The sequence below is a fragment of the Arthrobacter sp. HS15c genome, from assembly GCF_040812005.1.
Classification (GTDB): Bacteria; Actinomycetota; Actinomycetes; order Actinomycetales; family Micrococcaceae; genus Arthrobacter.
In genome coordinates, this window is record NZ_JBFOHM010000008.1 from 90,010 (window position 1) to 102,960 (window position 12,951).

Annotated in this window: 15 protein-coding genes; 7 read left to right on the forward strand and 8 right to left on the reverse strand. The window is 65.3% G+C overall.

Annotated elements, in window-relative coordinates:
- Positions 1–23: 23 nt before the first annotated feature.
- The 7 genes from ABV518_RS14445 to ABV518_RS14475 form a co-directional block, all read right to left on the reverse strand.
- A complete protein-coding gene (locus ABV518_RS14445) occupies positions 24–524 on the reverse strand; it encodes a hypothetical protein (RefSeq protein WP_367767876.1) in 501 nt (166 codons plus the stop codon).
- Positions 521–1,210, reverse strand: coding sequence for a signal peptidase I (locus tag ABV518_RS14450; protein WP_367767878.1), 690 nt, complete (start codon positions 1,208–1,210; stop codon positions 521–523). The genes ABV518_RS14445 and ABV518_RS14450 overlap by 4 nt, the downstream gene beginning before the upstream one ends.
- Complete coding sequence (locus ABV518_RS14455; RefSeq protein ID WP_367767880.1) at positions 1,197–1,808, reverse strand: hypothetical protein; 612 nt, start codon at positions 1,806–1,808, stop codon at positions 1,197–1,199. The genes ABV518_RS14450 and ABV518_RS14455 overlap by 14 nt, the downstream gene beginning before the upstream one ends.
- Before the next feature lie 71 nt (positions 1,809–1,879).
- Positions 1,880–2,422, reverse strand: a complete 543-nt coding sequence (locus ABV518_RS14460) for an alternate-type signal peptide domain-containing protein (protein WP_367767882.1) — start codon at positions 2,420–2,422, stop codon at positions 1,880–1,882.
- A gap of 510 nt (positions 2,423–2,932) precedes the next feature.
- A complete protein-coding gene (locus tag ABV518_RS14465; RefSeq protein WP_367767884.1) occupies positions 2,933–3,622 on the reverse strand; it encodes an esterase/lipase family protein in 690 nt (229 codons plus the stop codon).
- A 36-nt stretch (positions 3,623–3,658) separates the two neighbouring features.
- Positions 3,659–4,876, reverse strand: coding sequence for an MFS transporter (locus tag ABV518_RS14470; protein WP_367767886.1), 1,218 nt, complete (start codon positions 4,874–4,876; stop codon positions 3,659–3,661).
- A gap of 79 nt (positions 4,877–4,955) precedes the next feature.
- Positions 4,956–6,221, reverse strand: a complete 1,266-nt coding sequence (locus ABV518_RS14475) for a serine/threonine-protein kinase (protein ID WP_367767887.1) — start codon at positions 6,219–6,221, stop codon at positions 4,956–4,958.
- A gap of 252 nt (positions 6,222–6,473) precedes the next feature.
- Here ABV518_RS14475 and ABV518_RS14480 point away from each other — a divergent pair, with 252 nt between their 5' ends.
- The 5 genes from ABV518_RS14480 to ABV518_RS14500 all read left to right on the forward strand — a co-directional run bounded on the left by ABV518_RS14480 (position 6,474) and on the right by ABV518_RS14500 (position 9,678).
- Complete coding sequence (locus ABV518_RS14480) at positions 6,474–6,698, forward strand: hypothetical protein (protein ID WP_367767888.1); 225 nt, start codon at positions 6,474–6,476, stop codon at positions 6,696–6,698.
- A gap of 106 nt (positions 6,699–6,804) precedes the next feature.
- Complete coding sequence (locus ABV518_RS14485; protein WP_367767889.1) at positions 6,805–7,158, forward strand: hypothetical protein; 354 nt, start codon at positions 6,805–6,807, stop codon at positions 7,156–7,158.
- Between the two features lie 150 nt (positions 7,159–7,308).
- Positions 7,309–7,629 (forward strand): hypothetical protein, encoded by a 321-nt coding sequence (locus ABV518_RS14490; RefSeq protein WP_367767890.1) that lies wholly within the window; start codon positions 7,309–7,311, stop codon positions 7,627–7,629.
- 116 nt (positions 7,630–7,745) lie between these two features.
- Positions 7,746–8,750 carry a LacI family DNA-binding transcriptional regulator gene (locus tag ABV518_RS14495; RefSeq protein WP_367767891.1) on the forward strand — a complete coding sequence of 335 codons (1,005 nt, stop codon included), beginning with the start codon at positions 7,746–7,748 and terminating at the stop codon, positions 8,748–8,750.
- Positions 8,751–8,889: 139 nt separating this feature from the next.
- Positions 8,890–9,678, forward strand: a complete 789-nt coding sequence (locus ABV518_RS14500; protein ID WP_367767892.1) for a hypothetical protein — start codon at positions 8,890–8,892, stop codon at positions 9,676–9,678.
- A 47-nt stretch (positions 9,679–9,725) separates the two neighbouring features.
- Here the strand turns inward: ABV518_RS14500 and ABV518_RS14505 are convergent, their stop codons facing one another.
- On the reverse strand, positions 9,726–10,286 hold the full coding sequence (locus tag ABV518_RS14505) for a hypothetical protein (RefSeq protein WP_367767894.1): 561 nt from the start codon (positions 10,284–10,286) through the stop codon (positions 9,726–9,728).
- Positions 10,287–10,542: 256 nt separating this feature from the next.
- On the opposite strand from ABV518_RS14505, the gene ABV518_RS14510 reads away from it, so the two are divergent.
- Together ABV518_RS14510 and ABV518_RS14515 are read left to right on the forward strand one after the other, a co-directional pair.
- The gene (locus tag ABV518_RS14510; protein ID WP_367767895.1) at positions 10,543–11,547 is read left to right on the forward strand and encodes a LacI family DNA-binding transcriptional regulator; all 1,005 of its coding nucleotides are present in this window, start codon (positions 10,543–10,545) and stop codon (positions 11,545–11,547) included.
- Positions 11,548–11,645: 98 nt separating this feature from the next.
- Complete coding sequence (locus tag ABV518_RS14515; protein WP_367767896.1) at positions 11,646–12,950, forward strand: sugar ABC transporter substrate-binding protein; 1,305 nt, start codon at positions 11,646–11,648, stop codon at positions 12,948–12,950.
- Position 12,951: the final 1 nt, after the last annotated feature.

Consider the following 12,951-nt stretch of genomic DNA (forward strand, 5'->3'; position numbering starts at 1 on the left):
CCTACCCCTTGCCCGCACCGGCGTCAGGGGCAGACGAGCTTGCCGCCGGTGACGCTGTGGTTCAAGGTGGTGTCCATGGAGGCTGCCGTCGTGTCCAAGTACGTGGCGGTGACACGTATCGTCAACGGGCCACCAGCAGGATTGTCCTTGATGATCTGCGACGACTGCGCGGCCGGGCTCGCAATAATGCCAATGGTTCCGGAGCCCCCCGGCAGGAGGATGGTTGGCCCGGTGTAACTGGTGCCAAACGTCCCGTTGGCCTGCAGGGCGGCGTACGTGATTGTCGTCGGTGCTGCTGTGGCAGTGACCGTCAGGGTGGCCGTCTTGTCGGAGTTGCTGTTGGTGCAGGTGAGTGATCCGAGGGCCGGGCCGGGCCAGGCGCCGTTGGCGGTCACCGTCATGGTGGCGGTGGCCGACTGCTGCCAGAGCGCTGAGGCTGAAGCCCCTCCAATGCCCAGCAGAACGGTCAGCACGAAGGCGCCCACCGCAAGGGAGGCGCCTGGAAAACGTGCGAAGGACTTCACGCCAGTGCCTCGCCGTCGGCCTTCTTCGACTGCGCGGCTTTCTTCGATTGCGCGTTGCCCCGGGCGCCCTTGACCACCAGCAGCGCGCCGTAGCCAATGAGGCCGGCAGCGCCGAGCGTGACCCAGAGGTTCCGGTCGGCGTTGCCCAAGGCGTTGGCGGCGTAGCCCACGTACGGGACGGCGTAGAACAGCTTGCCCTTCATCTGCAGCGAACGGACGGGCTCGGCGTCGCTGACACCGTTGTTGTCGCCCTTGGTGATGAGGGTCTTCTCCCCCTCCTGGGTTGCCGCGAAGCCCACTATGCGGTGGGTTTCGACGTCGGGCCGGCCGGAGTACATCTGGAAGGTCACCACGTCGCCGTACTTGAGTTCGGCGAAGTCCACCGGCTTGACCACAAGGAAGGTTCCCGGCGGGAAGTTCGGTGCCATGGAGTTGGTGAGCACGGTGTAGGTCTGGGACCCGCTGACCTTCGGTATGACAATCAGCACCAGCGCCGCGAAAACCGCGATCATCAGAACCACGAAGTTCAGGACCTTGCCGGCAGTTGCCAGCGCGCCGCGGCCCTTCGGTGGGGTTTCGCCGGACTTCCTCCGGCTGGTTGCCGCTTCAGTGGAACGGTCGACGGCGGCAGTGCCGACCGCGCGGTCCTCAAGTTCGCCAACTGTCATCATCTCAGGCGCAGCCACTGGGCACCCCGCAAAGCTGGCGGGCGGTGAGCGGAAGGCTGATGTTCACGGCGTTGCCTTTCAGAAGGAAGGAGGTGGAGGAGCTGAGGCTGACCTGGAAGCACAGCACGGTACTTGTTGCTTTCGGGACGGCCGCGGACGTGAGTCCGGCGGCTGTCAGCACCGTGTACCCGGTCGCGGAGTTGCACTCTGCGACTGCTGTAGCGAACTTTCCGCTCACCGTGACGTACTGGGCCAGGCTGCCGAACCCGACATTCGTTACCGTGGCCTGGCCCGCTGTGATGCTGGTGCTGAACGTGCCGCCGGCGTTGGAGTTGTTTCCCACCACCAGGCTGGCGTACACCGGTGTTCCGGGTGCGAGGGTTGTGGCCGAGCCGAGGTTGATGGTCGCTGATGTCCCTCCGGGAAGGCTCATGTTGGTGGCCTGCCCGGAGGGGCTCGCAGTGAGGCTGACGTCGAACGATGCGGAGGTTACGGTTCCCGGGGTGGCCGAGGTGCCGGCATTCCACAGGGCGAAAGTGCCCTGTACTGCCAGCATCCCCAACACCACAGCTGCTGCGATGAGTGCACCGGCCCGCAGCATCCGCGGGATCCGCATTGTTCCTCCTGGTCCTGGTCCAAATCTGTCCTGATGGGCGGCTGGGATCTCAGCCAACCGCCCAGTCCAGACTAGGACAGGCCGTCACCCGTGGCGTTGACCTGGGTCAGGGTGAAACCGACATTGTTGAAGTTGTAGGTTGCGCTGACGTCGGCGCGGCCCGCGGTGGCTGCCTTGAACTCAAAGGTGATGGTCGACGTGACCGTCTGGGTGGCTCCCGTCGGGCGCAGCGGGTTGGAAACAGCCGAGCCGGCTACGGTCAGTACCGGAGCGGAAACCGTGACGTTTGCGGGTGTGAAGCCGTTGGTGGCGCTGATGCCGGAGGTGGCGATCGCGGCTGCCATCTTGTCGCCCACCAGGGTGACGTTGAGGTCCTGCGTGTAGGTGAGCTGGTCGCCCGGAACCACCTTGTAGGTGGCGATGTTGATAGTAGCGCCGAGCCGGTCCTTCCAGACACCGGCGCCGTTGACGACGTTCAGGTCGCCGGCAACGATGGTGCCCGGCGTCTGCGTGGAAGCTGCGTTCCAGTTGGCCAGTGTGCCGCCGCCGCCCAGCAGCAGTGCTGCGCCCAGTGCGATGGCTGCGGATCCCTTGATGAGCGTGGTGTTCTTCATGATGTTTGTGTCCCCTCAGACTTTTGCGTGCTTGTTTTTTACTGCTGAAGAACACATTGCACGCCTTCGATCAGGACTTATGGGGGGAAATAGTCAATGTTTGCTCAAGAAATTGACGCTTCAACCGGCCTCTGACCTGCGGTTTTATATCCAGTCGTTGGTCGAACCGGCCGCCAAGCGCCAAAAGCCCAACCAATCAGCCCGCGTACCCGGCGAGCAAAAAAGCGAGTACTTGCTACTCGTGCGTAACAAGCGCAAAAGGGCTTGAATGATGGGGACCGGTACGGAGGGGTTGGGCAGGCATCACAACGCAGCGATGTCCGCCAGGGTTTTCCGCACCGGTCATGTCCACAAGTTTCCCGGCGACCGGACACGTTCACACCGGGTTCAAACCGGGGCCGGCGGTGAGATGGCCTTTTGAGACCGGGCCATCCCCCCCAGCCACCGCCGGCCCCACCACCTCACGCTCCGCCGTCGTAAATGCCCCGCGTCTCAACCGTCCTCAGAGTCCTACCCCCGCAGCTGCTCCACAATGATCCGCGCCGTCTCGGGCTCCCCCAGGATCCGGAAGTGCCCCGCAGAGGGTAGCTCGATGTTCGTGGCCCCCGGCAGGACGCTGCCCTCGGGGATGTGCGGATCGAACACTCCGTAAATGGAGCTGATCCGGCTGTTGATGGTCTCTTCGCGCGCCATCTGCTGCGTCAGCGCGTTCCGCGGCGAGAAGATCCGCAGGCTGGGGATCAGCAGGTACCGGGCGTACCGCGATCCGGAGAACGGCGTGCAGACGGTGATCATGCGCCGGACACGCTGCTCGGGATCGAGGGCCAGCATGACGTACTTGCCGATCAGGCCGCCCTTGCTGTGCGCCACGATGGACGCGTCCGTCAGGCCGGCCTCTTCGAGGTGCTGCGCCACGAGACGCGCGGCAATGGGCACGTCCAGCTTATTCCGCTGCAGCATGGTCACCACGTGGACCGGATGCCCGGCGTCGTGGATGGCGTTGATGACGGGCAGCATGAACTGCCAGTTTTCATAGACCCCGGGGATGATCACCACGGGGCTGAGGTGTCCCTGGCGGAAGGATCCGGGCTGGACGCGGGACAGCAGGCCGCGCACCTGCCAGCCGGCGGCATAGGCGTAGTCCTGCGCCCACCACAGGCCCTTTTGCAGCGACCCGCTTGCGCCGGCGTCGTCACCCATCTGTTGAGGATAGCCGCTTTGGGTGCGCTGCCGGGCTCAGTAGTTGCGGCGGTGCTTGAGCCGGGGAATGACGACGGCGAACACGGCCGCCGCCGCGAACCCCAGCACGCCGGTGGCTGAGACCCCCGCGCCCAGGGTTGCGAGCGCGGTCACCCCGGAGAGGAGGAGGGGCCCGCCGGTGGATCCGGCGTCGGCCATGAACCGCCACAGGCCCAGGAACTGGCCACGGCCGCGGTCCGGCGAGAAGTCGGCGCCGAGGGTCATCACCAGGCCGGAGCTGATGCCGTTGCCGAATCCGATGAGCATGCCGGCCAGGAGCAGGCCGGTGAATCCGCCCGTCAGGGGTATGAGCAGCAGGGCCGTTCCCATGATCGCGGTGGACGGGATGGCCACCCACTGCCGGCCGCGGCGGTCCATGAGCTTGCCGGCGGGATAGAACACCAGCATGTCGATGGCGCCGGAGATGCCGTAGATCAGGGAGGCCTGGGTGGCGTCCATGCCCAGGTGGTCGGCCCACAGCGGGATGACCACCTGGCGGGAGGACCGCAGGGCGCTGAGGAGCAGGATGCCCACGCCCAGGCTGAGGAAGACTCCGGCGTGCGAAACGGCGACGCTGCGGAGGGTCGGTTGAGGGCCTACGTCGGCACCCGGCTTGGGTGCCGGAACCTCCAGGTCCGGGAGGGTGACGGACAGCAGCGCCGCTCCCACCATGGCCACCACGCCCACCCAGTACGCGCCGCTGAGGCCGGCGAACTGGATCACGGCGGCGCCGGCGAACGGACCGATGAACACGCCGATCCGGTTTACTCCGCCCAGGGTGGACAGCGCCCGGGCCCGGTAGTTGAGAGGCACCGCTTCGGTCAGGTATTTCTGCCGGGCCAGGCCAAACACGCTGGAGGACATGCCCACCACCAGCATCGCGGCCGCCAGCAGCCAGATGCCGTCCGGCAACTGCGGCGCCAGCGCGGCGGCCACCAGGGCGAGGGCGGCGGCGGCCGCGGCCCCGACGATGGACCAGCGTTCGCCGAACTTCAGGGTCACCAGGGATGCGGGCAGGTTGAAGAACCAGGATCCGAGCCCGATCAGGGTCACGATCAGCGCGGCAACCGCCACCGACGCGCCCAGGTCACGGGCGGACAGCGCGACGACGGGCATGACGGCGCCGGTGCCGATCCCGAACAGCAGGCTGGGTCCAAACGCGGCGACGGCGATGCTGCGGAGGCTGAACGGCTGGGGATCATCGGGCGAAGTCATCAGATTTATCCTATGACCCGGGCCTTCGCTCCCCAGCCCGCAACGTCACATGGCGGACTGGTGCTCCGTCACATGCGGATCAGGGTTCCACGCTCTTTTGCAGTTCCTGGAGATGGTCACCCAGTGTGCCGGTCACCGTCGGGTAAGGCACGACGTCGGCTGTGGGCTCTGGGGACAGAGTCGCCGTGAGTGCCGCGGCCCCGCCGGCCAGGGCCAGGAAAACCAGGACGGCCGCGAGCCAGCGGCCCCTGCCGCCCCGACTGCGGGGTGCATCCACACTGTCCGTTTCCGGGGTACTGCCGGGCTGGTGGTCAGTGGGTACCAGCCGTGCGTGGCCGGTCTCGCTGTTGGTCGACTCGATGCCAATGGCCGCGCCAACCGGGCTTGGCTGGGACAGTTCCGGGATCGGCTCCTCGGCTGTGACGGACGGCGGCCTGAAGGGCATCGCCGGCAGCATGTGTGTGGTGTCCGGGGCGAGGTGGCCGGGAGTGGATGCCGGCGAGACGAGGGCCTGCCGCAGCGCGATTTCAACATTTGCGGCTGAGGGGCGTTCCAGCGGTTCAAGGGCAGTCATGGACCGGAGCAGGGCCGCCCACGCAGCAGGAAGATCCTCCGGAATGTCGGGCGGCCGGTGGACCCTGGCCACGGCTGATTCCACCGCGTTGCCGGGGTATTCCTCTGTTTGCTTGATGCACTCGAGCAGGACCAGGCCCAGTGAATAGACGTCCGTCGCCGGCGTGAGGGGCGAGCCCATGACCTGTTCGGGACTGAGGTACGCCGCCGTGCCCACCATGGTTCCGGTTGCTGTTATATGTGTGCTGTCGGCGATCCGGGCGATCCCGAAGTCGGTGAGTTTGGGCCTGAGCGGCTCCCCGGGGCGGGTCGGCACCAGGAGGATGTTGCCCGGCTTGATGTCCCGGTGGATGATGCCAAGGCCGTGGACGTAGGCCAGTGCGTCGGCGATCCCGGCACCGATGACGGCGAGTTCATCCAAGGGGACGGGGCTGTGCCTGATGCGGTTGCGCAGGTCCTGCCCCTCGGCCAGTTCCATGGTCAGGAACGGGCGGGGCTCATCCGGGATGCGGGTGTCGATGCCGGCATCGAACAGCGTCACAAGGTTGGGATGGTTGAGCGTTGCCAGCAGTGTGGTTTCAGCTTCCTGGCGCTTAAGTTCGTCAGTGTCCGGGGCCTGGGGTGCGAAGAGCTTCAACGCGACGTCCCGGCCCAGGTTCTCGTCCCGCGCGCAGTACACGGAAGACATTGCGCCGCGGCCGATCACCTCGCCGAGCCGGTAGCGTCCGCCGACGACGTCGGCCCGGATGGAGTTCGGTGACTCCGCCACCATGTCCGTTCCTCCCGTGCGTAGCGGCACTGAAATGACGCTCACCCGGGCCCAGAAGCTGGCACCTCTAACGCCCCTGTGTGCGTGGAGATTTAACCATAAGCCTACTTATCAAAGCTGTCGAACCCGGGTTATTGTGGCGCTGTTCGACGCCCAATACACTTCTAGATAGTTGCCCCATCCCGTCCCGACGCGCTTGGAGGAAGTCACCGTGAATGGCACGAACCGCGGGATTCACGGCCGGGATGGCCAGCGATGACTTCAGCGAAACTTCCCCGGATCATCTACGATCCCAGGGGCCCGGAACGCATCCTCCCCACCCTGACCGCGCCGGAGCTCGCCGGTCTTCTCGATGCCCTGTACCGCCACCTTGACACGCCCTCACCCGAACTCGGGGCAGAGACCTGGTACGAATTGGCGGTGGAGGAAGCCGTCCGCAGGCAGTCCCTTAGCGGACGCACCGACCAAGACGCGGTCTGAAGCCACGGTCGCAGAATTTGGGGGGTCACAAGAAGCCATTTGAGGACTACCGTTTGCCTTGGGGGACGCTGCTACTTGTTCTCCGCAAACCAATAGGGAGGGTTTTATGGGGGACGTATGGCTCCGCACCATCAGCAACAGCCTGATCCGCGCGGCAAGTGTCACTGAAATAGCATCCACGCGCGGCACGCTGCATGAGGAGCAGGGGTTTGCGCTGAAGGTCATCGTGCAGGGCAAGGGCCACGTCCTCATCGACGACAGCGACCTTCAGGGCTCGCTGTCCGATCGGCTGGAGTATGCCCGGCACCTGGAGGACGCCCTGCTGCTCGCCATCGACGAGGCCAAGATCGCTGTGGCGTCCGTTGTGGTCAGCTTCGAGCCGGAAAGCCAGCACTGGTCCATGGCGGCAGCTCCGGAACTGGCCGGCGGCCTCGCCAACAAAGTGGAGGCATCTTTGTAACATCCCGGCGGAAGTGTTGCGCAGGTCACATAAGGTGCCTACTCTTGGTGAGGCTGCAAAGGCGCAGCCACCCAGGGTTCGACTGCAGCGTCGCAGGAGCCCAGGGTAACGGCTGCAGCGTCGCGGCCACATAGGGGAAGGCAGCACATTTTGACCGATAAGCTCAACATTCTTGTCCGTGTAGATCTCGACCACGCCCGCGCCCAGGTCCTCGCGCAGGGGCACGTCACCGTCCACAGCATCCAGGCCCTCTACGTCGTGGTGAAACGCGCCAACGCCCTGAAGGAAGGCCTGGACCTGGAGCTGGACATCACCAAAGCCCACGTTGATCCGGAAGCCCTGGAACAGCTCCAGGACTGCTCCCGGACCCACCACCTCCCGGCCAAGATCGATCCGAGCCAGTCCCACTGCACCCTCAGCGTGCTGCCGCCGCGGCACCACGACAGCCGGAGCCAGTTGCTGGCTGCCTGATCAGGTCCTCCCACGGCCACGCAGGTCGGGGCCTTGCGCCTCCCCTCCCGGGCCGTCTGTAAACTGGCGGAGCTACGCGAAACGTTCGCGTAAACGATTCTCCGAGGGCGGCGACGATGACGACGATGGTAAAAGTGGCCAAGCTTGCCGGCGTTTCCATCTCCACCGTTTCCCACGTACTCAACGGCACCCGGCACGTGAACGATGAGACGCGGCAGCGGGTCCTGAAGGCCATCGAGGACACCTCCTACCGGCAGGACGCCCTGGCCCGTGCCATGCGGCGGTCCAAGACGGACAGCATCGGTCTTATAGTTTCCGACGGCGGCGAGCCGGCTTTCGCGGAGATGATCCGGGGCGTGGAGGAAACGGCCGCCAGCCAGGGCATCACGTTGCTCCTCGCCAATTCGGCCGAAGACCCGCAACGCGAGGCGCGGGCCGTCCAGGCCCTTCTCGAACGCCGGGTGGACGGGCTGATCCTGGCCCGTGCCGCCGGCTCCGGCCAGGATGCCCTCGCGGAATTCGCGAACTACGACACACCCCTGGTGCTCATGGACCGGCTGTCCGATGACCCGTTCGACCAGGTGGGAGTCGAGAACCGCAAGCCCATCATGGAACTGGTGGAACACCTCGTATCGCAGGGCCACCAACGGATCCTGCTGGTCGTTGGGGACACCAGGGTTGCCACGCTTCACGAACGGCACGAGGCCTTCCAGGAAGCCATGACGACGGCGGGCATCCCGAAGGCGGACCGGCTGGCGGTCATCGCGGCGGACTCTGAAGAAACTGATGCCGGGATCTCGGCAGCGCTGTCGGCAGCCAAACCACCCACCGCTGTCATCGCCTGCAGCACCGTCCTGGCCGCCGCGGCACTCCGCCAGATCCAGCAGCGGGGCATGCGGATGCCGGAGGACATTGCCTTCGCAGCGTTCGACGGCTTCGCCTACGCGGACCTGTTCGAACCGCAGCTCACTACGGTCCGGCAGCCCGCCTTCCAGGTGGGGGCAACAGCGGCTGAGCTGCTAACCAAGCGGATTGCGGACAAGTCAGCGGATCACTCGGTCGTCCGTCTGGCCCCCACCATCGAATACCGCGCCTCCACCGGCGCAGCTCCTGCCTCGTAAAACTGATGTCCGTATAACTCTTCATTGTCACGGGTTATGTGCGGTAGGAGACTTGAGGCGACGGCATCCCATCTCGGGCCGCCCGCGGGGCCACCCGGCTGCGGGGCCCCACAGCACCCTGTAGCGGCCTGGTGGATCGATGAGCTCCATGACACCCCTCGGAAAGGCCGCTCACCGGTCGCGCCATCTCTGGTCCTTGGTGGCTATCGCACTGATTGGATGTCTCGGCGGGTGCGAGTATGAGCCCAACGACGTCTCCCTCCCGTCCGCCAGTCCTCCGACTACGGAGGCTCGCACGGCCCCACCGCTGCCGGACAGGGGCGACACCAGCACGGTCCCACCGCTGCCGGAGAGTGGCGACATCGACGCCGGCACATACCTCGTCCCCGTCGCCGGCTATAAGGAACCTTTCCAGATCACCGTCCCAGACGGCTGGTTTGCTATCGACAGCAAAAGCCTGGGCAAGGACGACCCGGATCACCCGGCCGAAGGGGCCGTCTTCGTGACTCTTTGGCCCGCCAACTATGTGTCGATGGACGCATGCACCTGGATGGGTGCCCTTGCCGATGTCGGTCCGTCGGTCGAGGCCTTCATTAGGGCTATGGCGGCGCAGTCGTCAACGGCAAGCAGTCCTCCCGCCAAGGTCACGGTAGGCAATTACTCCGGCTTCGAGTTCGACAACTCCGTCGAGGGCGATGTGGACATCAACGCCTGCGACGCCGACAGGTTATGTATCTACTCAGAAAATAGATTCACCTGCACACACGGGTACTCGACTCGGGGCGAGCGTGAAACCTACCGGGTGGTCGACCTGAACGGCCAGCGCGCTGTGATCGGGGTGAGGGAACTTCACGAATCAATCAATCCTGAACTGACGAGAGAGGCACGCGCCGCCTTGGACTCGATCGTGTTCAAGTCCGACAAGTGACCAGCTGATGCGATAGATGAGCCAGCCACCGGCGCAGGACCTGCCTCCTAGGACCTCTCTTCGACTGCAGGCATCCTCGGTTGCACCAGAAGGTTCTGATGCACCGAAACCCAGCCCTCAGCTTCCAGCTCCCCGTGGTCGAACTGGTCGGGGACAAGGATTACCCACCTGCCTTCCAGGTCGGAAATACTCGTCACCACGTCCCTGCCGTCGATCAGCCTGTTGCAGGTTGCCTCCCACACGCCATCATCGGCGACCGATTCGGTGATCAGGCAGAAGCTGTTCCGGTCGTAGGTGCTTGGAGCCGCGTAATAATTGCTGTTGCTGTACGTGCCCAGGAAGCGGGCACCTTCCATCCGGGCATCTTCCAGGGATGCGTAGTCACTAACGGGCATGTCCTGATCGGTCGCTGCCCGGTCCAGCACCTCAAGACTGCCAGGCTGGGCCACGAACATGGCCGCCCAGAGGAAGCCCAGGGCAACACACGTGCCCACGCCGGCGGCTGCAGCGAAAGCGATGATCAGCTGCCAGGTCCGCGTCACGCGATACGGCTGGCGAGCGATAGGCCACCGCTGCTGCACGGCGTAAAAAGTGAGTTGACTGGTCATGCGCTGCCCCCTCAGGCTGATTGGTCTGCCTGTAGGTTACACCGGGCGTGACCGCCCCACCCCTCAGGCGCTAACGGACCGTTGAGGCCCAACGCGCCAGGGGCCCCAACTGTACGTTCGCGCTGCTTTTCAACGGCGGCGGATCGGCTGCTGCGGACGAAACCTCAACAAACTTTCCTGTGACCCATTGCACATCGAAACGTTTGTCTCTAGTATCGAAACGTTCGCGCAATCGTTTCGCTGAGAAGGAGTCGCAGTGGCCACCATCGTAGATGTCGCCTCACTTGCCGGCGTTTCGACGTCCACTGTGTCGCACGTCCTCAACGACACCCGGCACGTGGAACCGGAAACCAAGGAGCGCGTCATCAGCGCTGTGAAGGCCACGGGTTACCGGCGGGACGTCCTCGCCCGGTCCATGCGACGCGCCAGGACCGACTCCATCGGCCTCGTGGTCTCCGATGCCGGGGAGCCGGCCTTCGCGGACATGGTGCACGGCGTGGAGGAAGCCGCCGCCCAGCTCGGCCTGTCCCTGCTGCTGGCCAACTCGGCGGAAGATCCCGCCCGGGAGCGCGCAGCAGTCGAGGCCCTCCTGGACCGCCGCGTGGACGGCCTGATCCTCGCACGGGCAGCCGGGTCAAGCCCCGCGCTGCTCGAGCGGATCCGCGAGGAAAAGAAGCCCCTGGTCCTGCTGGACCGGCTCGCGGACCTGGACGTGGACCAGGTGGGCGTCAACAACCAGTCGGCCATGGCAGCCCTGGTTGAACACCTCACGGACCGCGGCCACGAACGGATCATGCTGGTTTCCGGCGACCTGCGGGTCTCATCCCTCCGCGAGCGCCATGACGGGTTCCGGGCCGCCATGCTCAGGCGGGGCCTGGAAGTGCCGGCCGGCCTGCTGTGCGAAGGCACTGTCACCGCGGCAGAGACTTTTGACCGCGTCCAGGCGGTCCTCCGGGCTTCCACGGATTCTGATGAACGTCCGACGGCGGTCCTCGCCTGCAGCACGCTGCTGGCGGCGGGTGCCCTGCGGGCCCTGCAGCACGCCGGGTTGCGGGTGCCGGGGAACATGGCCTTCGCCACGTTCGACGGCTTCACCTACTCGGACCTCTTCCAGCCGCAGATCACCACCGTCCGCCAGCCGGCGTTCCGGCTCGGCGAAAGCGCCGTCAGTTTACTCATGCGGCGCCTCGAAGACCCCTCAGCCCCCACCAGGATCCTTCGGCTCGACTCAGAGATCGAATTCCGCAGCTCCACCGACTGACTGCTCCACCGACCAAACCGCGTCACCCACTACTGCTGTTCAAACCCATCGCATCCCATCAGTGCCCCCTCCGGGCGCCGCATGCAAAGGAGCATCACATGAGAAAAACACTCCGCACGTCCATCGCCACGGCGGCAGCCGTGGCCCTGCTGGCCCTCACCGCCTGCGGGAGCACCACGCAGACGGCGGCCCCGGCCGCTGACGGGCCCTATACCGCCCCGGCCAAGGACATCACGGCCACCATCTCCGTCTCCAACTGGGGCGATCCCGGCGACAAGGCCGTCTACGACGGCGTGGCCAAACGCTTCAAGGAGAAGTACCCCAACGTCACGGTGAACAACAACTTCACCCCCATCACCACGTGGACGGAATACGTCAACAAGCTGGTCACCCAGGCCGCCGCCGGGCAGGCTCCGGACGTCATCAACATCGCCACCGAGGGCGTGGAACTGGGCCTCGCCAACGAACTGTTCACTCCCCTGGACGGCTTCCTCGAGAACGACCCCGAAGCCAAGTCCCTGCGCGCGGACATCGACCCCAAGCTGCTGGCAGGATTCAGCAAGGACGGCTCCACGTACCTGATGCCCAACACGTTCAACACCATGGTGATCTTCTACAACACCAAGATGTTCGAGGCTGCCGGCATCGCACGTCCAAGCGACGACTGGACCTGGGACGAGTTCCTGGAAATCTCCAAGAAGCTGACCACGGGTTCCGGCGCGGACAAGGTGTACGGGTTCGCCATGCCGCACTACTCCTTCGGCATCACCCCGTGGCTCTACTCCAACGGCACCTCCATGATGAGCGATGACCTGAAAACGGCCCAGCTCACGGACGGGAAGGTCAAGGACACCGTGGGCTGGGTCCGCGACCTGGTCACCAAGCACGGCGTGTCCCCGCAGCCGAAGGGGTCCGACCCTTACCAGCTGTTCCCCGCCGGCAAGGCGGCCATGACCGGCGCCGGGCACTTCGTCACCGGCGGCTTCGCGAAAGCCGGATTCAAAGACTACGACATCCTGCCGTGGCCGAAGGGAACCACCAAGTCCACGGTTTTCGGCGCCGGCGCGTTCGCAGTCTCCAAGGCCTCCAAGAACCAGGAGCTGTCCTGGGAGTTCATCAAGATGCTCACCGACCAGCAGACGCAGAAGCAGTGGGCCGACGCCGGCGCCGCCGTTCCGTCGACCAGGACTGCCGCTTCATCACCGGAGTTCCTGTCCGCACCCGAGCACGCCGAGGAGTTCTACAACTCCCTGTCGTACGCCAAGCCGGTAGCCGCCCCGGGTGTCTACAACGTGCTGGATCCGGCGTTCATGCGGGCCATGGACGAGATCATGTCCGGCCAGGACATCGGCGCCTCGCTGGAGAAGGCCCAGAAGGATGTTGAGGAGGCGTTGAAGCAGTGAC